General features: G+C 71.3%; 20 protein-coding genes, 1 pseudogene and 1 riboswitch. Of the genes and pseudogenes, 11 read left to right on the forward strand and 10 right to left on the reverse strand.

The features are described from left to right. Positions 1 to 29: 29 nt before the first annotated feature. Complete coding sequence (locus ACZ5C2_RS00875) at positions 30 to 974, reverse strand: glucosyl-3-phosphoglycerate synthase (RefSeq protein ID WP_468785108.1); 945 nt, start codon at positions 972 to 974, stop codon at positions 30 to 32. Positions 975 to 1,111: 137 nt separating this feature from the next. Continuing rightward, positions 1,112 to 1,259, forward strand: a riboswitch (SAM riboswitch). Between the two features lie 18 nt (positions 1,260 to 1,277). On the opposite strand from ACZ5C2_RS00875, the gene thrC reads away from it, so the two are divergent. The 4 genes from thrC to groL all read left to right on the forward strand — a co-directional run bounded on the left by thrC (position 1,278) and on the right by groL (position 5,609). Beyond that, entirely contained in the window at positions 1,278 to 2,576 is a 1,299-nt protein-coding gene (gene thrC, locus ACZ5C2_RS00880; protein ID WP_468785110.1) for a threonine synthase, read from the forward strand. Positions 2,577 to 2,682: 106 nt separating this feature from the next. Next, positions 2,683 to 2,958, forward strand: coding sequence for a MoaD/ThiS family protein (locus tag ACZ5C2_RS00885; protein WP_468785112.1), 276 nt, complete (start codon positions 2,683 to 2,685; stop codon positions 2,956 to 2,958). Between the two features lie 430 nt (positions 2,959 to 3,388). Further along, positions 3,389 to 3,592 carry a cold-shock protein gene (locus tag ACZ5C2_RS00890; protein ID WP_004929928.1) on the forward strand — a complete coding sequence of 68 codons (204 nt, stop codon included), beginning with the start codon at positions 3,389 to 3,391 and terminating at the stop codon, positions 3,590 to 3,592. A 394-nt stretch (positions 3,593 to 3,986) separates the two neighbouring features. Beyond that, a complete protein-coding gene (groL, locus tag ACZ5C2_RS00895) occupies positions 3,987 to 5,609 on the forward strand; it encodes a chaperonin GroEL (RefSeq protein WP_468785114.1) in 1,623 nt (540 codons plus the stop codon). Positions 5,610 to 5,698: 89 nt separating this feature from the next. Here the strand turns inward: groL and ACZ5C2_RS00900 are convergent, their stop codons facing one another. From ACZ5C2_RS00900 to ACZ5C2_RS00915, 4 genes are all read right to left on the reverse strand, one after another. After that, complete coding sequence (locus tag ACZ5C2_RS00900) at positions 5,699 to 5,821, reverse strand: hypothetical protein (protein ID WP_468785116.1); 123 nt, start codon at positions 5,819 to 5,821, stop codon at positions 5,699 to 5,701. 42 nt (positions 5,822 to 5,863) lie between these two features. Beyond that, on the reverse strand, positions 5,864 to 6,433 hold the full coding sequence (locus ACZ5C2_RS00905) for a hypothetical protein (protein ID WP_468785118.1): 570 nt from the start codon (positions 6,431 to 6,433) through the stop codon (positions 5,864 to 5,866). Positions 6,434 to 6,530: 97 nt separating this feature from the next. After that, a complete protein-coding gene (gene murQ, locus ACZ5C2_RS00910) occupies positions 6,531 to 7,466 on the reverse strand; it encodes an N-acetylmuramic acid 6-phosphate etherase (RefSeq protein ID WP_468785120.1) in 936 nt (311 codons plus the stop codon). Between the two features lie 100 nt (positions 7,467 to 7,566). Next, entirely contained in the window at positions 7,567 to 8,508 is a 942-nt protein-coding gene (locus ACZ5C2_RS00915) for a MurR/RpiR family transcriptional regulator (protein ID WP_468785122.1), read from the reverse strand. A gap of 56 nt (positions 8,509 to 8,564) precedes the next feature. Here ACZ5C2_RS00915 and ACZ5C2_RS00920 point away from each other — a divergent pair, with 56 nt between their 5' ends. Further along, positions 8,565 to 8,969, forward strand: a complete 405-nt coding sequence (locus ACZ5C2_RS00920) for a hypothetical protein (RefSeq protein ID WP_468785124.1) — start codon at positions 8,565 to 8,567, stop codon at positions 8,967 to 8,969. Continuing rightward, positions 8,966 to 9,244, forward strand: a complete 279-nt coding sequence (locus ACZ5C2_RS00925) for a DUF4031 domain-containing protein (protein ID WP_468785126.1) — start codon at positions 8,966 to 8,968, stop codon at positions 9,242 to 9,244. The genes ACZ5C2_RS00920 and ACZ5C2_RS00925 overlap by 4 nt, the downstream gene beginning before the upstream one ends. Here ACZ5C2_RS00925 and ACZ5C2_RS00930 read toward each other — a convergent pair. Next, positions 9,226 to 10,311 carry a GNAT family N-acetyltransferase gene (locus ACZ5C2_RS00930; RefSeq protein WP_468785128.1) on the reverse strand — a complete coding sequence of 362 codons (1,086 nt, stop codon included), beginning with the start codon at positions 10,309 to 10,311 and terminating at the stop codon, positions 9,226 to 9,228. The two genes, ACZ5C2_RS00925 and ACZ5C2_RS00930, sit on opposite strands and share 19 nt — an antisense overlap. Before the next feature lie 10 nt (positions 10,312 to 10,321). Continuing rightward, positions 10,322 to 10,984 (reverse strand): HD domain-containing protein, encoded by a 663-nt coding sequence (locus ACZ5C2_RS00935; protein ID WP_468785130.1) that lies wholly within the window; start codon positions 10,982 to 10,984, stop codon positions 10,322 to 10,324. 522 nt (positions 10,985 to 11,506) lie between these two features. On the opposite strand from ACZ5C2_RS00935, the gene ACZ5C2_RS00940 reads away from it, so the two are divergent. The 3 genes from ACZ5C2_RS00940 (at position 11,507) to ACZ5C2_RS00950 (ending at position 14,924) form a co-directional block, all read left to right on the forward strand. Further along, positions 11,507 to 13,327, forward strand: a complete 1,821-nt coding sequence (locus ACZ5C2_RS00940; protein WP_468785132.1) for a S8 family peptidase — start codon at positions 11,507 to 11,509, stop codon at positions 13,325 to 13,327. A gap of 83 nt (positions 13,328 to 13,410) precedes the next feature. Beyond that, a complete protein-coding gene (locus ACZ5C2_RS00945) occupies positions 13,411 to 14,091 on the forward strand; it encodes a maleylpyruvate isomerase family mycothiol-dependent enzyme (RefSeq protein ID WP_468785134.1) in 681 nt (226 codons plus the stop codon). Between the two features lie 143 nt (positions 14,092 to 14,234). After that, a complete protein-coding gene (locus ACZ5C2_RS00950; RefSeq protein WP_468785136.1) occupies positions 14,235 to 14,924 on the forward strand; it encodes a copper homeostasis protein CutC in 690 nt (229 codons plus the stop codon). 7 nt (positions 14,925 to 14,931) lie between these two features. Here ACZ5C2_RS00950 and ACZ5C2_RS00955 read toward each other — a convergent pair whose 3' ends face one another. Both ACZ5C2_RS00955 and ACZ5C2_RS00960 read right to left on the reverse strand, forming a co-directional pair. Further along, a complete protein-coding gene (locus tag ACZ5C2_RS00955) occupies positions 14,932 to 15,189 on the reverse strand; it encodes a hypothetical protein (RefSeq protein WP_468785138.1) in 258 nt (85 codons plus the stop codon). A 51-nt stretch (positions 15,190 to 15,240) separates the two neighbouring features. Continuing rightward, positions 15,241 to 17,379 (reverse strand): HelD family protein, encoded by a 2,139-nt coding sequence (locus ACZ5C2_RS00960; protein WP_468785141.1) that lies wholly within the window; start codon positions 17,377 to 17,379, stop codon positions 15,241 to 15,243. 298 nt (positions 17,380 to 17,677) lie between these two features. Between ACZ5C2_RS00960 and ACZ5C2_RS00965 the strand changes: the two are divergent. Together ACZ5C2_RS00965 and ACZ5C2_RS00970 are read left to right on the forward strand one after the other, a co-directional pair. After that, positions 17,678 to 18,283, forward strand: a pseudogene (locus tag ACZ5C2_RS00965) (oxidoreductase); the annotation flags it as partial. A gap of 130 nt (positions 18,284 to 18,413) precedes the next feature. Next, complete coding sequence (locus ACZ5C2_RS00970; protein ID WP_468785143.1) at positions 18,414 to 18,599, forward strand: hypothetical protein; 186 nt, start codon at positions 18,414 to 18,416, stop codon at positions 18,597 to 18,599. A 60-nt stretch (positions 18,600 to 18,659) separates the two neighbouring features. Here the strand turns inward: ACZ5C2_RS00970 and ACZ5C2_RS00975 are convergent, their stop codons facing one another. Further along, on the reverse strand, positions 18,660 to 19,415 hold the full coding sequence (locus ACZ5C2_RS00975) for a helix-turn-helix domain-containing protein (protein ID WP_468785144.1): 756 nt from the start codon (positions 19,413 to 19,415) through the stop codon (positions 18,660 to 18,662). Between the last annotated feature and the right edge of the window lie 119 nt (positions 19,416 to 19,534).

A 19,534-nucleotide genomic window follows, 5' to 3' on the forward strand; every position in this document is an offset into this window, starting at 1 on the left:
TCGGCGCCGATTCGGTCACGCGTCCCGGGTCAGGCCACCCTGCGTGCCTGGTATTCCGCGATGTCCGTCATCGGTTGCCGTTCCTCCGTGTCGACGGAGTAGGTGCGGGGTTCGAAGGCGTCGCCCGTGCGCTCGAACTGGGTCAGCGACGGCCGGATGAGATGGCCGCGGGCCAGCCGCAGCTGGGCGGTGCGGTAGATCGCGGCGGCCATCCGGCCGAGGGCCTGGCCGTCCTGGTGCCGGTGCTTGCGCACCCCGACGTCGACCTGGGCCAGGGCGTCCAGACCCACCAGGTGCAGGGCGTCGACCAGCATGCCGAGCTCGACGCCGTACCCGACCGGGAACGGGAGCCGCTCGAGCAGGCTCCGGCGGGCCGCGTACTCGCCGCCCAGCGGCTGCACGAAGCCGGCCAGCTGCGGCCAGTGCATGTTCAGCAGCGGGCGGGCCATCAGCTCCGTGACCCGGCCGCCCTGACCGGCCGCCGGGCCGAGGGGACGGTCGTACATGGCCTTGACCAGCTGCACGTCCGGCTCGGTGAGCAGCGGGCCGACGATGCCGGAGACGAAGTCGGAGGAGAACTCCCTGAGGTCCGCGTCGACGAAGCACACGATGTCGCCCCGGGTGACCAGCAGCGACCGCCACAGAACCTCGCCCTTGCCGGGCACCGCCGGTATGCGGGGCAGGATCGCGTCCCGGTGCACCACCGTCGCGCCCGCTGCCGCCGCCGCCTCGGCCGTGCGGTCGGTCGAACCCGAGTCGACCACCACGACCTCGTCGACCAGCGGGACACGGTGCACCAGATCGTGGCGGACGACCGACACGATCTCGCCGACCGTCGCCTCCTCGTTCAGCGCGGGCAGCACCACGCTCACCGTCTGCCCCGTGGCGCGTTTCGCCGCCAGGATCCGGTGGAGCGGGCGGTCGGCCACGGACCAGGAGCGGTCGGTCAGCCAGCGCTCGACTTCTTCCAGCACGGTCCCCGGCTCCTCACTGGCCTGTGATCCATCTCGCGGTTCGGACGGACTGTCTCGACCTTCCAGGCCTCGGTTACAGTCTTGAACAACGCCGATGACCCTCGCACGCCGGGGTCGCCGCGCCGACAACTGAACACCGCTCATCCAGAGGGGCAGAGGGATACGGCCCGATGAAGCCCCGGCAACCCTCCAGTCGGTTCCTGTCACGCGGACGTGGCGAGGCTCCCGGCTAGTGAAGGTGCCAAATCCGTCTCACGGCGAGATGCGCCGTGAGGAAGATGAGGAGAAAGGGCCTCGCCTCACATGGCTGTGCAGACTGTTGCAAGCACCACCGAATCCGCCGCCGCGAACGCCGTCGATCTGGGCCCCGCCGCCGCGCTCTCCTGCCGCGAATGCGGCCACCGTGTGCCCCTCGGCCCGGTCTTCGCCTGCGAGGAGTGTTTCGGCCCGCTGGAGATCGCCTACGACTTCTCGGCCTACGACGCCGAGGAGCTGCGCAAGCGGATCGAAGCGGGACCCGCGAACATCTGGCGCTACGCGCCCCTGCTGCCCGTCCCGGCGGACGTGGCCGGCAAGCCGAACCTGAACCCCGGCTGGACCAAGCTCGTCCAGGCCGACAACCTCGCGCGTGAGCTCGGCGTCGACGCCGGCAAGCTGTTCATCAAGGACGACTCCGGCAACCCCACGCACTCCTTCAAGGACCGCGTCGTCGCCCAGGCCATCGAGGCCGCCCGCGCCTTCGGCTTCACCACCCTGTCCTGCTCCTCCACCGGCAACCTCGCCGGCGCGGTCGGTGCCGCCGCCGCCCGGGCGGGTTTCCGCTCCTGCGTGTTCATCCCGCACGACCTGGAGCAGGGCAAGGTCGTCATGGCCGCCGTCTACGGTGGCGAACTCGTCGGCATCGAGGGCAACTACGACGACGTGAACCGCTTCTGCTCCGAGCTGATCGGCGACCCGGCCGGCGAGGGCTGGGGCTTCGTCAACGTCAACCTGAGGCCCTACTACGCGGAGGGGTCCAAGACCCTGGCGTACGAGATCTGCGAGCAGCTCGGCTGGCAGCTCCCGGACCAGCTCGTCATCCCGATCGCCTCCGGCTCGCAGCTCACGAAGATCGACAAGGGGCTGCAGGAGCTGATCAGGCTGGGGCTCGTCGAGGACAAGCCGTACAGGATCTTCGGTGCGCAGGCGGAGGGCTGTTCGCCGGTGTCCACGGCCTACAAGGCCGGGCACGACGTCGTACGCCCGCAGAAGCCGGACACGATCGCCAAGTCGCTGGCGATCGGGAACCCGGCGGACGGGCCGTACGTGCTGGACATCGCGCGTCGCACGGGCGGTGCGGTGGAGGACGTGAACGACGAGCAGATCGTCGACGCGATCAAGTTGCTCGCGCGGACGGAGGGGATCTTCGCGGAGACCGCGGGGGGTGTGACGGTGGGGGTCGCGAAGAAGCTTCTGGAGAGCGGTGCCCTCGACCCGTCGCTGACCACCGTCGTGCTCAACACGGGTGATGGTCTGAAGACGCTGGACGCGGTGGCGGGGACGGGGCTCACGGCGACCGTTCGTCCCAGCCTGGAGTCGTTCCGCGAAGCCGGGCTCGTCTGAGCCGTTCGTCCGCAGGTCCGTTGCGGCGGGTCACGCCCCGCGAGGGTAGCCGCATGTCCATACAGCTTCGCGCCCCCAGGGTGCTGTTCCTTCCGGAGGTTTTGTCGTGAGCGTGACTGTTCGTATCCCTACCATCCTGCGTACCTACACCGGTGGGCAGGCCGAAGTGAGTGCCGAGGGGGCCACCCTCGCCGAGGTCATCTCGGACCTGGAGAAGAACCACACCGGAATCGCCGCCCGGGTTCTGGACGATCAGGGCAAGCTGCGGCGGTTCGTCAATGTGTACGTGAACGATGACGACGTGCGGTTCGAACAGGGGCTGGAGACGGCCACCCCGGAGGGGGCCGGCGTGTCGATCATTCCGGCGGTCGCCGGCGGCTGATCATTACCATCGGTAATGACGGTTACCGAGCGTTGAGGACTTCGCCCCCTCCGTGAGAGATGCGGAGGGGGCAATTCCATGGGATTGAGCGCGGTAGAGTTGGGGAACGCGCTCCCGATCCACTGATCGAAGACCTTGAATTCCTGCCGTACATCCGACTGGATGTAGCCAAAGTGTGGGCACGTTTCGCGGCTTCTGTGACCTTTGTCCGGCCCGGCTTGCCCTGAATTCAGGTGAATTCTCGCCACATTCCGGACCCGTGTCGTCCGGATTTCTCGTCCGATTGACCTGTTGCAGACGGCAGTTGGACAGATACATTCAGCCGCGGTCGACGCGTTCCGGCGCACGCCCCCAACCGTTGGGGGGTGAGGTCTGACCCGGGTCCGCGAAGTGCGGATCTGTGCAAGGGCCAGTAATAGGGGAGTTAGGCATGGCTCAGGGCACCGTCAAGTGGTTCAACGCGGAGAAGGGGTACGGCTTCATCGCGGTCGACGGTGGTGCGGATGTTTTCGTCCACTACAGCGCGATTCAGATGGACGGCTACCGCACCCTCGAAGAAGGCCAGCGGGTCGAGTTCGAGATCTCGCAGGGTCAGAAGGGCCCGCAGGCCGACATGGTTCGTCTCAGCGCCTGAACACGCTACCAACCACAAGCATCTTTCTGCTGACGAAGGGCCCGCACCTCTCGGGGTGCGGGTCCTTCGCCGTGCCCGGAAGGCCCGTGGTGGGGGCGCGCGCCCATGGTCGCGCCCGGCTGGGCGCCCCGTGACTCCCCCGGGCGCCTGCGCCCACCCGTCACCCGACCACCACCCCTCAACGGGCCCGCTTCGCGGGCGCGCCTTGCACTCGGGGGGGTCGAGTGCTAATCATTGGCGTTAGCACTCTGAAGGTGAGAGTGACAACGAAGGACCGGGTCGGTGAGGCCCGCGGGCCATGTGGGGCAAGGAACCACAGGGTTGGCGAGCCGTCCGTCGCGGGCGCGGGCGCGGTCCGAAGGAATCACCCCCAGTCCTGGAGGGACCACTTCACATGGCCAAGATCATCGCGTTCGACGAGGAGGCGCGGCGAGGCCTCGAGCGCGGCATGAACCAGCTCGCGGACGCCGTCAAGGTGACGCTCGGCCCCAAGGGCCGCAACGTCGTCCTCGAGAAGAAGTGGGGTGCCCCCACGATCACCAACGATGGTGTGTCCATCGCCAAGGAGATCGAGCTCGAGGACCCGTACGAGAAGATCGGCGCCGAGCTGGTCAAGGAAGTCGCCAAGAAGACGGACGACGTCGCCGGTGACGGTACGACCACCGCGACCGTTCTCGCCCAGGCCCTGGTCAAGGAGGGCCTGCGCAACGTAGCCGCCGGCGCCAACCCGATGGCCCTCAAGCGCGGCATCGAGAAGGCCGTCGAGGCCGTCTCCGGCGCCCTGCTCGAGCAGGCGAAGGATGTCGAGACCAAGGAGCAGATCGCCTCCACGGCCTCCATCTCCGCCGCCGACACCCAGATCGGCGAGCTCATCGCCGAGGCCATGGACAAGGTCGGCAAGGAAGGCGTCATCACCGTCGAGGAGTCCCAGACCTTCGGTCTGGAGCTGGAGCTCACCGAGGGTATGCGCTTCGACAAGGGCTACATCTCGGCGTACTTCGCCACCGACATGGAGCGTATGGAGGCCGTCCTCGACGACCCGTACATCCTGATCGCGAACTCCAAGATCTCCAACGTCAAGGACCTGCTCCCGCTCCTCGAGAAGGTCATGCAGGGCGGCAAGCCGCTGCTGATCATCGCCGAGGACGTCGAGGGCGAGGCCCTGTCGACCCTGGTGGTCAACAAGATCCGTGGCACCTTCAAGTCCGTCGCCGTCAAGGCCCCGGGCTTCGGTGACCGCCGCAAGGCCATGCTCGGCGACATCGCCATCCTCACGGGCGGCGAGGTCATCTCCGAGGAGGTCGGCCTGAAGCTGGAGAACGCCACGATCGACCTGCTGGGCAAGGCCCGCAAGGTCGTCATCACCAAGGACGAGACCACCATCGTCGACGGTGCCGGCTCGGCCGACCAGGTCCAGGGCCGCGTGAACCAGATCCGTGCCGAGATCGAGAACAGCGACTCGGACTACGACCGCGAGAAGCTCCAGGAGCGCCTGGCGAAGCTCGCCGGCGGTGTCGCGGTCATCAAGGCCGGTGCCGCCACCGAGGTGGAGCTCAAGGAGCGCAAGCACCGCATCGAGGACGCCGTGCGCAACGCCAAGGCGGCCGTCGAGGAGGGCATCGTCGCCGGTGGTGGCGTGGCCCTGCTGCAGGCCTCCCAGGTCTTCGAGAAGCTGGAGCTCGAGGGTGACGAGGCGACCGGCGCCAACGCCGTGAAGCTCGCCCTGGAGGCGCCGCTGAAGCAGATCGCCGTCAACGGTGGTCTCGAGGGCGGCGTCGTCGTGGAGAAGGTCCGCAACCTCCAGGTCGGCCACGGTCTGAACGCCGCGACCGGCGAGTACGTCGACATGATCGCCGAAGGCATCATCGACCCGGCGAAGGTGACCCGCTCTGCCCTGCAGAACGCCGCCTCCATCGCCGCGCTGTTCCTCACCACCGAGGCCGTCATCGCCGACAAGCCGGAGAAGAACGCGGCCCCGGCCGGCGGCGGCATGCCGGGCGGTGACATGGACTTCTGATCCCTTCGAGGATCGGATCCGTCCGTAGCGTGACCGAGGGCGGCACCCCCTGTTCCGGCAGGGGGTGCCGCCCTCGGGCGTTCGCGGGGTCAGTCGGCGCGGTCCCCGGCTTCCCCGGTGCCGGGGGCGGTGTCCATGGGGGAGAGGAGAACGACGGTGGTCCCCACGGGCGCGACGGTGGTCCCCACGGGCAGGTCGGAGACTGCCGGCACCGGCCGTCCGGCCTCACGGGCCGACGCGGGGCCGGGTCCGTCTCAGAGGTTGCCCATCGGCTCGATGTCGACCCTGACCGGCGTCCCCCACACGCGCAGCACCTCGTAGTCGGTGAACTCGTGCACGAGGCGGTACGCCATGGCGGGCCGGGGCCCGCGCCGCTGCGCCGCGATGAACAGCTCGGCCTCGCGCCGGTCCCGGCGCGGGGTCCCGCACAGCTGCCACGCCTGACCGTTCCACAGCTCCGGCAGCCAGCGCTGCTGGGGCTGCGGCCGGTCACCGCTCACCCCGTACCGGGACTGCGCGGGCTCGGTGGGCGGAACCTGCGGGGCGGGGCCGTTGAACTCGGCGCGGCGGGCGGTACGGCGCCGGGTCTCGCAGAGCAGACACAGATCGGGGGCGCTCTTGTCGACCGGTCCTGTGGGGTGCTCGGCGCAGCGCGTGCTGGGCACGGCCGTGGTGACGCTCTCCTCCAGCAGGTCCAGGGCCCGCCGCAGATCGTTCCTCACTTCGTGCAGCCGGGCGTCCGCGGTGTCGGCGGACAGCGCCTCGCCGTGCTCACCGAGGACCCGCAGGGCCCGGCCCAGGGTGGTGAGCTGCGCGTGGTTCATGGGGAACACTCCGGAATGGGGTGACGGGGCCGGTGTGGAGCGACGGGGTGGGGACGGGGGACGGGGGACGGGTCCAGTATCCCAGCGCGCCGCCGGGTCAGTCCGCCGCCGCTGCCAGCGCCGCGCGCAGGTGGCCGGCGGACTCCGTGAGGAGGCGGGCGGCCGTGGGGGCGTCCACGCCGGCCAGCAGGACCAGGATCGCGTTCTTCACCTCGCCGTCCGTGGCGGCCAGGGCACGCTCGCAGGCGTCGTCGTCCGCTCCCGTCACCTGGGCGACGATACGGCGGGAGCGGGCGCGCAGTTTCTCGTTCGAGGCGCGGACGTCGACCATCAGGTTCCCGTACGTCTTGCCCAGCCGGATCATCGTGATCGTCGACAGCATGTTCAGGACGAGCTTCTGGGCGGTGCCGGCCTTGAGGCGGGTGGAGCCGGTGAGGAACTCCGGGCCCACGACGACCTCGATGCCGTGCTCGGCCGCCGCCGCCAGCGCGCTGCCCCGGTTGCAGGCCAGGCCCACGGTGAGGGCGCCGCATGCGCGGGCGTACGCGACGGCACCGATCGCGTAGGGGGTGCGGCCGGAGGCGGAGACACCGACCACCGAGTCGTCGGCGGTCAGCTTCAGCGCGGCGAGATCGGACTCGGCCAGCTCCCGGGAGTCCTCGGCGCCCTCCACCGAGGTGACCACGGCGTCCGGGCCGCCCGCGATCAGGCCGACGACCTGCGCCGGATCGGTGTTGAACGTCGGCGGGCACTCGGAGGCGTCCAGTACGCCGAGCCGTCCGGCGGTGCCCGCGCCCGCGTAGACCAGCCGCCCGCCGCGGGCCATCCGCTCGGCGACGGCGTCGATCGCGGCGGCGATCGACGGCAGCTGCTCGGCCACGGCACCGGCCACCGCGGCGTCCTCGCCGTTCATCAGCCGCGCGATCTCGAGCGTCGGCAACCGGTCGATGTCCGCGAGTTCCGGCCGGTACGCCTCGGTGGTGAGCGTCTCCAGCTGGGCTCGCAGATCGTGGTTGTGGGAGGTGGGGGTCATGGCGGGTCTTTCCGGTCCGGGGTCGGGAAGCACACTCAGGGGCGCGGGGACCCGCGCGACACGCCACGGACCGCCCGCGGATGACCACGACAGCACACTTTTACGGCCCCTTGCGGAGCACCCGGTGCCGATGCGCCAACGCCTCATAGGAGGCGGCCAGCGCCGGCGCCGCCGCCTCGTACGTCCGCTGGGCGACCCCCACGAACAGACAGTCCACCACCAGCAGCTGCCCCGTCCGGGAGGACATCGCGGCCGGGCGCAGCTCGCTCTCGCGGGCCGTGGACGTGGTCAGGACGGAGTCGGCGTACTGCGTGACGGGGCTGTCCGGGCGGCCGGTGACCGCCACCGTCGTCGCCCCGTGCTCGAAGGCCACCCGGAGGGGTTCGATGACGTCCGCGGTCGAACCGGAGTGGGTGATGGCGATCGCCACGTCCCCGGAACGCAACTGCACCGCGTTGGTGATGGCGAGGTGCGGGTCGCTGTGGGCGTGCGCCAGCAGGCCTATGCGGAGCAGCTTCTGCGTGAGGTCCTGGGCGACCAGACCCGAGGCGCCGACACCGTACACATCGGTGCGGCGGGCGCCGGCCAGGGCGGTCACGGCGGCGGCGAGCTGCACGGTGTCCAGTCCGGCCGCCGTGTCGGCGAGGGTCTGCTGCTCGTCGTAGGCGAGCTTGGCCACGACGTTGGCTATGGGATCGTCCACCGCGATGTCCGTGGTGATGGCGGGCGCGCGCCCGGACTGCTGCTGGGCGGCGAGGCCGGCCAGCGCCAGGCGCAGGTCGCGGTAGCCGGGGTAGCCGAGCAGGCGGGCGGTGCGGACGACGGTGGCCTCGCTGGTGCCGGTGAGTTCGGCGAGTCCGGTGACCGTGAGGGCCGCGCAGCCGGCCGGGTCGTCGGCGACGGCCTCGGCGACCCGCTGCATGGAACGGGTCATCGTCGGAGCCAGTGTGCGCACCTTGGCCGTCAGGGCGGCGGGCGCGGGCGGGGCGGGCGCGCTGCCCCCCGAACCGCCCGCGAAAATTTCCTTCACGTCATTGGTCACGGTATGAAAGATATTTTCGCCTCGGCTCCGCGGTCAAGAGTGCGCACAATAGGGGCATGGACCCCCAGCGCCCCCACGGCGAACCCGGCTCCCACCCGCTCGCCCCGCTCGAGCAGGCGTTGCACGCGGCGCGCGCCCTCGTGCTGGCCGATCTGGTCGCGCGCGAGGTCGCCGAGGCGGACGTGGTGTCCCTCGTCGAGGACTCCGTGACGCACCGCCGCTGGTGGGTCGAGCAGTGGCCGGACGGTGTCGGCTTTCTCGCCGGACTGGTCGCCCAGGACGTGCAGGACGCCCTGCTGGAGCGGTACGGGCGCTGGCCGCTGTGCCCGGTGTGCCCCGCCGGCGACCCGCACGCGCTGGAGGTGGAGCCGGAGCTCGGCCCCGACCCGCACTGGGTGTGCCACAAGGCGGGCGTCAAGGTCGCGGCGGTCGGCGGCCTGGGCGGAGCGGCGTCCTCGTGACCGTGTACATCGATCCGCCCGCCTGGCCGGGCCACGGCCGGATGTGGTCCCACCTCGTCAGCGACCTCTCCTACGCCGAACTGCACACCTTCGCCGACGGCCTGGGCGTGCCCCGCCGCGCCTTCGAACGCGACCACTACGACATCCCCCAGCACCGGTACACCGACGTGGTGCGGGCGGGGGCGGTCGAGGTGAGCAGCCGCGAAGTGGTGCGGCTGCTGCACGGGGCGGGGCTGCGGCGGCGCAAGGGGGCGGCTCAGCCGCGCAGTTCGTAGGTGAGCTGCTCCCCGTCCTCGGACACCTGGGTGAAACCGGCCCGGGTGACGACCTTCTGCGAGGGCACGTTCTCCTGGTCGACGACGGCCACCAGGGTCCGTACGCCGTCCTGGTCCAGCGCCCAGCCCGACAGCGTGCGCAGCGCCTCGGTGGCGTAACCGTGGCCGCGCGCGTCGACGACGAGGTCGTAGCCCATCTCCACGCGGCCGTCCGGGTCGGGAACGCTGTGGAAGCCCATGGCGCCGACCGCGCGGTCGTCGTCGCTGCGGACCAGCACGTACATGCCCCACTCCGGGTGGAACACGCCTTCCTCGTACTGCTTGACCAGCATTCCGGCGCCCTCCCGGGTGCCGTCGGCGGCGCTCCCGCCGGCCCACTCGTAGCCGCCGTCACCCGCCAGGGACAGATCGGTGGCGGTCGCCGGGGTGGCGCCCTCCAGGACGAGCCGCTCCGAGCGGAGCACGGGGTTGTTGCTCCAGTGCCAGTCGGTGACCGGCTCCCGGCCGGGCAGCTCCCCGCGCCCGGTCGCCCACAGGAGTGTCTGCCACGGCGTGGGCTCCGGCTTGACCTGCGGGAAGATCCGGGTGAGGACGAAGGAGGCCAGCTCGGCCGGGGGCTCGTAGGCGATCCCCGTCCCCTCGGCGATGTCGTGCGTGTGCAGCAGCACCTCGGCCACACCCATCGCGGCGAAGCCCTCACGGTTCGCGTGCCGGAAGGGGTAGGGGTGGAAGGCCCGGACCGCGCGCGGGGTGGTGCGGACGGCGGCGGCGAGCAGGGCGCCGGTCGTGGTGATCACCTGGAGGACGCCTTGGTTGTCGGCGGGGCCGAGGCCGTCCTCGCTGCCTTCGAGTGTGATGTCGAAGGGCACGTACGCGTCCTGCGCCCGGCCGGCGATCTGTCCCGCGTACGCGATGAGGTCGCTCGCGATGTGCTCCGCCGTCTTCCAGCAGTTCCACCTCAGCCGCCCGGCCCGCACTCCCGTCCAGTCCCGGTCGGTGACCGTCCCCAGCGCCGCCACGCAGTCCGCGACGGCTTCCTCCACCTGTTCCGCTCCCACAGCACGCATGCGGAGCACGTTATGCGGGCGGTGCGGGCGTGGTCGACAGCATTTCCAGCTCGCCCCGCATGTTGTGGCGGGCGGTGGCCTCCCAGCGCTCCTGCCCGTACGGCGTGCGGAACAGGCGGGGCAGCGCGAGGAGTTGCCGCAGTACGCCGGCCCGGCCCACGCGGAAGGCGTCGTTCGGTACGAAGTGGTACTCCTTGCGGACGGCGGCGGTGTAGGCGGCGTACGACGACGGTGACGCGGCGAGGACCGCGAGGTCGGCGTCGCACAGCACCTGGCCGTCACGGTCGTCGTCGGCCGGATCGTGCGTGACCGTGAGCCGCACCAGCCGGGCCACTTCGGCGGTCTTCCCCTCCGGCACCCCGGCCTCGGTCAGGGCCCGCTCGGCGAGCCGGGCGGACCGCTCCTCGTTCTCGGACCGCTCCGGCAGGTACACGGCGTCGTGGAACCAGGCGGCGAGCCGTACGACGTCCGGGTCCACCGCGTGGTCCGCCAGCTCGTCGACGTGGTCGAGGACCGCCGTGAGATGGGTGGGCGTGTGGTAGTGCCGCTGCGGTTCCTGCCAGCGCCCGAGCAGGTTGTCGGCGTACGGCAGCGGATCGGGACCGCCCCCGGGCCCGCGGGCTCCTTCCAGGGCGCGGGCGAAACGGGCACGAAGGGCTTCGGTGTCGGCCATACCGTCATTCTTCCCGGTGCGCACCCGCTCCGTGACCCCGGAGGAGCCCCCTCACGCTCGCCGAGTCCTTCGACACGGGCTTTCGAACGCGAGACGCTCCAGGGGCGAAAGGCTGTTCACCGTCGTATTCCTTCAGCTCCGCTTCGACCTCCTCGCGGGTGAGCTCCCGTCCGATGGGCGCCTCACCGCGTCGTCGCGGTCGCCGACGGCGATGAGGCGGTGGGGCGGCGGGAGTTAATTGCGTATCCGTAGGTAACCCCTTCCGGATAGTGGGCCGGTGAGTGGACTCGTAGGTTCCTGCCACCGGTTCACCGAACGTCCAACCATCGCTGCGGACTCCGTTGCGGTCGCGTTCGGTCGGACGGGTCGTGCTTGCCCGCGTCCCCCCACCCGGCCGCCCAGCCCCAGTGCCTCACCTGGCCCGGCCGGAGCGCGGGCAAGCACGGACGGACTGATTGTCATGAGCAGAACCATTGCTGGTTCCGGACGCCCCGGAGCCGGCTCGCGAAAGGCCACCCCACCTTGAACGGTTCCAGACGCCTGCGCATATCCCTCCTCGCGGTGACGACGGCCGCGCTCCTGGGCTCAGGAGTGACGGCCACGGCCGCGACGCCGGGCGCACAGCCCGCCCCCGCCGGCCCGAAACCCGCCGCCGGCCTCCCCGCCGACGCCTCCGTCGGCACCTCCGTCGAGCACCTCATCGTCGGGTACAGGAAGAAGGCCGCCGAGACCAAGTCCGACGCGGAGGCCAAGAAGGACGCCGCGGCCAAGGGCAAGAAGGCCGGTGAGAGCGTCACCTTCGAACGCCGGCTGGGCACCGGTGCCGCGCTCGTGGACCTCGGCGGCGAGCTCGAGGGCGGCTCCCTCGAAGAGGTCATCGACACCTTCGAGGCCGACCCCGACGTCGCCTACGTCTCCCGCGACACCCGCATGTACGCGATGGCCGACCCCAACGACAGCCACTACTCCAGCCAGTGGGACCTCTTCGAGACCACTGCCGGCATGAACGTGGAGAACGCCTGGGCCGGCGGCGCCTCCGGCCGGGGCGTCAACGTTGCCGTCATCGACACCGGCTACGTCTCCCACTCCGACCTCGCCGGCAACACCGTCTCCGGGTACGACTTCATCTCCGACGCGTGGAACGCCCGCGACGGCAGTGGGCGCGACAGCAACCCGGCCGACCCGGGCGACTGGACGACCGCGAACGAGTGCTCCTCCGGTTCCCAGCCGAGCAACTCCTCGTGGCACGGTACGCACGTCGCCGGGACCATCGCGGCCGTTACCGGCAACGGCAAGGGCATCGCGGGCATCGCGTACGACGCGACCGTCCAGCCCGTCCGGGTCCTCGGCCGGTGCGGCGGCAGCACCGCCGACATCGCCGACGCCATCGTCTGGGCCTCGGGCGGTTACGTCCCCGGCGTGCCCACCAACACGAACCCGGCCGACGTCATCAACCTCAGCCTGGGTGGCTCCGGCGGCTGCCAGACCGTCACCCAGGACGCCATCAACGGCGCGGTGAGCCGCGGCACGACCGTCGTCGTCGCCGCCGGCAACTCCAACACCAACGCCTCGCTCTTCACCCCGGCCAACTGCTCCAACGTCATCAGCGTGGCCGCGAGCGACCGCGAGGGCAACCGGGCGAGCTACTCCAACTACGGCCCCGTCGACATCACCGCCCCCGGCGGCGAGACGGCCTCCGGGTCCGCCAACGGCATCCTCTCCACGCTGAACAGCAGCACCACCTCGCCCGGCGCCGAGACCTACAAGGCCTACCAGGGCACCAGCATGGCCACCCCGCACATCGCCGGCCTCGCGGCGCTGATGTACGAGAAGGACCCGGCCATCAGCCCGAGCCGCGTCGAGTCCCTCATCAAGAGCAACGCACGTGCCCTGCCCGGCTCCTGCGCCGGCGGCTGCGGCTACGGCCTCGCGGACGCGGCCCGCACGCTCGGCGCGCTCGGCGGCGGCACCGACCCGGAGCCGGACCCGACGGGGAAGACCTTCACCAACTCCGAGAACTGGAACGTCCCGGACGGTGACGGCCGCTACGTCTACTCGAACGTCCAGGTGAGCGGCATCAGCGGCTACGCGCCCTCGGACCTCCGGGTCGCGGTGGACATCAAGCACACCTACCGCGGTGACCTGAAGGTCCAGCTCGTCGCTCCCAACGGCGCCCTGTTCACGCTGAAGAACTCCAGCGCCTACGACAGCGCCGACCACGTCATCGCGACGTACACGGTCAATGCCTCGTCCGTCCCGGCGTCCGGGACCTGGCAGCTGCGTGTGACCGACGTCTACAGGGGTGACACCGGTTACATCGACTCCTGGAGCCTGACCTTCTGACGAGTCGGGTTCCAGGTGACCGTCGAGGACGTGCCGGTGCCGGGGGGCACCGGCACGTCCTTCGCCGCACTAGCGTGGCGGGCATGACGACTCCTGCGGATGTGCACGGCGTACGAGACCCCGAACTGCCCGGCCGGCTGCTGACCGTCGAACGGGACGCGTTGATCCCGTTGTTGCGGGGGCGCGCCGACGCGGACTTCGCGCTGCCGGTGGCGGCGTGCCCCGGCTGGACGGTGCGGGATGTGCTGGCGCACTGCTCGACGGCGCTGGCGCGGGTGGTGGAGAGCCGGTTCGAGGAGGGGGTGTTCTCGCCCGAGGGCAACGAGCGGGACATCGCCGAGCGGGCGGAGTGGACGAACGCCCGGGTGGTGGACGAGCTGGAGCGCGGTATGACGGAGGCCGGACCGCTGATCGCCACGTCGGGCGGACTGCTGGACGTCCTCGCGCTGGGCGAGTGGGTGCACGCGGGGGACGTACGGGACGCCCTGGGTGAGCCGGGCGCGTACGCGGGCGCGGGCCTGCCGTACGCGCTGGAGCTGCTGGCGCAGGTCACGTGCCTCAAGGGACACCTTTCCCTGCACGCCGACCTCGACGACGCCGACGAGCCGTTGCGGCTGGGCGGCACCTCGGGGGAGCGTCCCCCGGCCCGCTACATCGGCGACGGGCCGACACTCGTACGGCTGTACGCGGGACGTTCCGTGGACGGGGCCTCGTACGAGCTGGCGGGAGCGGGGGCGGAGGAGCTGAACATCTTCGGGGGCTGACCGGTGGGGAGCGGAGCGGCCGGAAGCAGGGCGTAGGGTTGGATTGGACTAGACCTGTAGGGGACAGTTCTGTCCTGTAGCAGCCGACCGAGCCACGGCCGAGCCACGACCGAGCCACGGCCGAGCCCGAGGAATGGGGTCCCATGAGCAAGCGTGCAGTCCTGGAGGTGATCGCCCTCGACGTCGAGGACGCGGTCGCTGCCCGGGTGGGGGGTGCGGACCGCCTCGAGCTGGTCACGGACATGGCCGCCGACGGGCTCACGCCGGCGGCCGCGACCGTGGCGGGGATCCGGGCGGCCGTGGACATTCCGGTGCGGGTGATGCTGCGGCTCGCGGACGGGTTCGCCGCGGGCGACGTCGCGCGGTTGGTGGCCGCCGCGGGCGAGATGCGGGAGGCCGGGGCGGAGGAGTTCGTGCTCGGCTTCCTCGACGCGGACGGGGGCGTGGACCTGCGGGCGGTGGAGCGGGTCGCCGGGGCGCTGGAGGGGTGCCGGTGGACGTTCCACCGGGCCATCGACAGGGCCGCCGACCGGGGCTCCCTGCGCAAGCACCTCGCGGAGTTCCCCGGACTGGACACCTATCTCACGGCAGGGGCGGCCGAGGGGGTCGACGCGGGCCTGCCGACCCTGCTCGCCGAGGCCCAACGCCGGGGCGAGCCGGGGTACGAGCAGCAGCTGCTGGTCGGGGGCGGGCTGCGGCTGGAGCACGTGCCCGCACTGATGGCCGTCGGCATCGACGCCTTCCACATCGGCGGGGCGGCCCGACCAAAGGGCTGGGACGGGCCCGTGTCGTCGGAGGCGGTGGCGCAGTGGCGCCGTGCGCTGGACGGCTGATCGGGACTCAGCGGTGTTGCCTTGCCCGCCCTCCCCGGTGGCCGGAGTCGAAGGCGTCGTCGACGTCCGGGACCCAGAAGCACATCTCCAGCGTCTCGAGACGGTCCCAGTGCCGCACCCGCCGCCTGTGCCCGACCGCGGCGGTGAGGCCGGCGAGCAGCAGTGCCGCACAGCATCCCGACAGCGCGCGATGGGGGCCCGCCATGACTTCGGCCACCGCGACGACGAACGCGAACGCCAGGGCGAGGGCCGCGTTCCGCAGCATCGGTCCGGCTCCCTGCAGCCGGGTGATCTCGCCCGCCGCCTCCTTTTGACCCTATTCAGCCCTCACTTGGTCGGACACACCGGATCGCACGTCGTCCCCCGACGGGGTGAGCTGGGAGGGCAGCGGGTCCGTGTGGGTCACGAGGAGGCCGGAGACCGCCCGGGTGAGGGTGACGTACAGGCGGCGCAGGCCCGTGCGCTCGTCGGGTTCGGCGTCGACCACCGCGCGGGGTTCGTCGAGGAGCACGTAGTCGTACTCCAGGCCTTTCGCCAGGGAGGCCGGGACCAGGGTCAGGCGGGTGGCATGCGTCGTCTCCTCGCCGGGGGCGACGTAGGTGAGGCCCGCCGCCGTCAGCGCCCCGGCCAGTTCCGGGACGCGGGCGTCCGCCGCGATCACGCCCACCGAGCCCTCGTTGGCGAGGAGTTCGCGGCACGCGGACACCACGTCGTCCGTTCCCCGGGACCTGCGCACCTCGAAGAGGCCCGGGTTCTCGCGGATCGACGCCACCGGGGTGAGGCCCGGCGCGATGTGCGGGAGGAGGCGGGAGGCGTAGGTGATGACGTCCGTCGGGACACGGAAACCGGCCGTCAGCTCCTCGATCACCGCGTCCCGCTTGCCCAGGTGGAGCAGGGCTTCGTCCCAACTGCGCGTGGCCCACGGGGTGGTGCCCTGGGCCAGGTCACCGAGGACCGTCGCCGAACCGGTCGTGCAGCGGCGGCCCACCGCCCGGTACTGCATGGGGGACAGATCCTGCGCCTCGTCGAGCACCACGTGTCCGAGGGAGTGCGTGCGCCGGATCAGGTCGGCCGCCTCGTCGATCAGCACCGTGTCCGCGGACGACCACTTCGCCGACTTCACCGAGCGGGCGGGCTTCGCCCACAGGATCGTCTTCTGTTCCTGCGCGTCGAGCAGGCCCTCCGCGTGCTCCGCCAGGAACTCGGGGTCGGCCAGCAGCCGCAGCACCAGCTTCGCCGGGTCGACGGCCGGCCAGACCGTCTTCACCGCCGCCTTCACCGCGGCGTTGCGCGCCACCGCGTCCTGCACCCTGTCGTCCGGTGCCTCGCCCGCCCGCTCCATCTGCACCAGCACGGCGTGTGCGACGCGCTGCGGGAGGGCCTCTCGGGCGGCCCCGTATCGGATGTCCCGCTCGAGCAACTGCGTTACCAGTTCCTCCAGTTCGTACGCAGGGACGCGCCAGCGGCGCGATCCGCGCACGACCACGACCGGTTCGGTGGGCATCGTGACGTGGGAGTAGAGGGCCCTGCGCAGCACCTGGGCCATCCGGGCGTCGCCCTTGACGATCGCCGCCGCCGCGTCGTCCTCGCCGCGTACCTCGACGTGCGCCACCAGGTCGTCCACCGTGGCCTGCGCGACCGTCAGTTCGCCCAGGGCGGGCAGTACCTGCTCGATGTAGTGGAGGAAGGACCGGTTCGGGCCGACGACCAGCGTGCCGGTACGGGCCAGCCGCTCACGGTGGGCGTAGAGGAGGTAGGCGACCCGGTGCAGGCCGACGGCCGTCTTCCCGGTCCCGGGTCCTCCCTGCACGCACACGCTGCCGGACAGTCCGGACCGGACGATCTCGTCCTGCTCGGGCTGGATCGTCGCGACGATGTCCCGCATCGGGCCGACGCGCGGACGCTCGATCTCCTGCTGGAGCAGTGTGCTGGTGGTCGCCGTCTCCGCCGGGTCGGACAGGTGTTCGTCCTCGTACGCCGTGAGGTCGCCGCCCGTGTAGCCGAAGCGGCGGCGCAGCGCGATGCCGAGCGGGTCCTTCCTGGACGCCCGGTAGAACGGCTGCGACACCGGCGCTCGCCAGTCGATCACCATCGGGTCGCCGTCCGCGTCGTGCACATGCCGGCGTCCGATGTAGAAGCGCTCCCCTTCCGCACCTTCCGCGCCTTCCGCCCGCTCGGTGCCGGGCGCGTGCAGATGGTCGAGGCGGCCGAAGAACAGCGGGGTGCCGCTGAGGTCGGCCAGCGCCTTGATGCGCTCCTCGATCTGGTGCTCCAGAGCGGCCGCGTTGACCCAGTTGGCGGTGACATCCCTGATGTCGAGGGACTCGACGTCCTCGCGCATGGCGCGCAGCGCGGAGCGGGACGCGGCGAGGTGGGAGCGTTCGCGGGCGAGCGGGCCCTCGCCCGCGAGGTCGGGAACGTCGACGGGCTCATCTACGGGGGTGGACGCGGACAAGGGGGTGCCTCCGGGGGGCCTGCTGCTGGCGGTGCTGCGGAATACCGGCCGGTTTCCGTCCGGGCGGCGGCGCTCCGTGAGAGGAGGCGGGCAAGAGCGGGGATTCTAGGACGCGGGGCCTGTGCGGTTCAAACGGTTTGTGCGCCGGACGGGGCGCCGGGCCGGGTGCACCCGTGGCCGCGCCGGTCAGCCGGTACGGGGTGAACCGTCCGCCGTCCGCACACCGGGCACGTCGGCAGGCCGCCGCGCCGGTCCCGTGGTCAGTGAGGCGAGCAGGGCGAGCCGTTCGGCGTCCTCGGTCCAGGTGGGCGCGATCCGCGACGCACAGGGCGGCTGGCCCCCGGCCCGGGAGCCGGACGACCTGCGCCGGGCTGTCCACAGCAACCTCGAGAACCTCGGCCTGGAGTCCCTGGACCTCGTCAACCTCCGGCTCGGCGACGCCGAGGGCCCGCAGCCCGGTTCGCTCGCCAGGGCCTACGCGACCCTCGTCGACCTCCAGCGGCAGGGCCTGATCCGGCACCTCGGCCTGAGCAACGTCACCGCCGGCCAGATCACCGAGGCCCAGGCCATAGCCCCGTTCGTCTGCGTGCAGAACCTCTACAACCTCGCCCACCGTCAGGACGACGACCTGGTCGACCGGCTCGCCGAGCAGGGCGTCGCCTACGTGCCCTTCTTCCCGCTGGGCGGATTCAGCCCCCTGCAGTCCTCGGCGCTCTCCGCCGTGGCCGACCGGCTCGGCACCCGCCCGTTGCCGGTCGCCCTGGCCTGGCTGCTGCACCGGTCGCCCAACATCCTGCTGATCCCCGGGACCTCGTCGGTGGCGCACCTGCGGGAGAACATCACCGGCGCCGGCCTCGCGCTGTCCGAGGAGGACCTCGCCGAGCTCGACGCGATCGGCCGCTGACCGTCCGCCCCCGAGGGACGGCCCGTCCTGCCTGAGCACTACGGGTCGTTCCGCAGGCGTACGGGAAGGATCCGCGAACCGAGCCCTTCGACCGATGCCCGTACCGGGGTCGGAGAGCAACCATGGAGACATGAGCGCAGCGACCCTCCACCCCACCACACCGCCGGTCCGGCCCACCGGTGCGACCCCGGTCCAGGGCAGTCATCCGCACCGCCTCGGTGACGCCCTGCGTGCCGTCAAGGTGTTCCTCGGTGCCGCCTTCGACGTGATCGTCCTCGGCGAGTACGGCGAGGAAGCGGGCGTCCGCCGCCCGTAGGCACCGGCCCCCTTCCCGACCCGGGCCGCCCGGCCGTCGCCCCCGCGGTCGCGGTCGCGGCTAGTTCTGATCCGAACGTGACCCGGGGGTGTCGGCCGAGGCCGTCCCGCGTTCCGTGCGGACGATGTCGCGGGCCTGATCCGCGGCGCGGAACATGGTCTCGGCGATGAACTCGAGGAAGCGGGCGACGTTCTCCAAACGCGTGGCGGCCGGTGTGCCGGGCCCCATGATGTCGACGCCCAGCCGTGAGGTCTCGGCGACCTGGGCGGTGGAGCGGGCGCTGGCCATCATCGACTGGTACCAGATGTCCTCGTCGAAACCGTAGCGCTCACGGCGGCCGTCTTCCCGTTCCCGGCGGACGAGGCCCTGGCTCTCCAGGAAGGTGATCGCCTTGGAGATGGACGCCGGGCTGACCTGGAGGCGCTGAGCGAGTTCGGCGGCGGTGAGGCTGCCGCTGTCGGTGAGGGTCAGGCAGGCCATGACCCGGGCCATCATCCTGGGCGTGCCCGACGCTATGAAGACGGTGGTGAGCGTCTCCTCGTACGCGCGCACGGCCTCCGCGTCGCGTCCGTGACCCTCCGGGAGCGCCTTCGAACCCCGAGGGGCGGCCTGTCTGCGCCGGTGGGCGCGGTGTTCGGTGGCGCGGTGGGCAAGATCCGCCCGGTAGGAGACCGGTCCGCCGTTCCGCATCACCTCACGCGTGATCGTCGAAGTGGGGCGGCCGAGACGTCTGGCGATCTCCGCGTAGGCGAGCCCGTCGGCCAGCCCCATCGCGATCCGCTGGCGTTCCTGGTGGGTGAGCCTGCCTCCCGGCAATGCGGCCTCCTACGTGGTCCGTGGTGTCGGCAGCATAGCGTTCACTTTCATTCCATTGCAACGATCGGAAGGGTGTCGTTGCGTTAAATTCAGGCCCGTTGCAACGATATAGTTGCTAT

It is taken from the genome of Streptomyces sp. NPDC031365 (assembly GCF_055569765.1).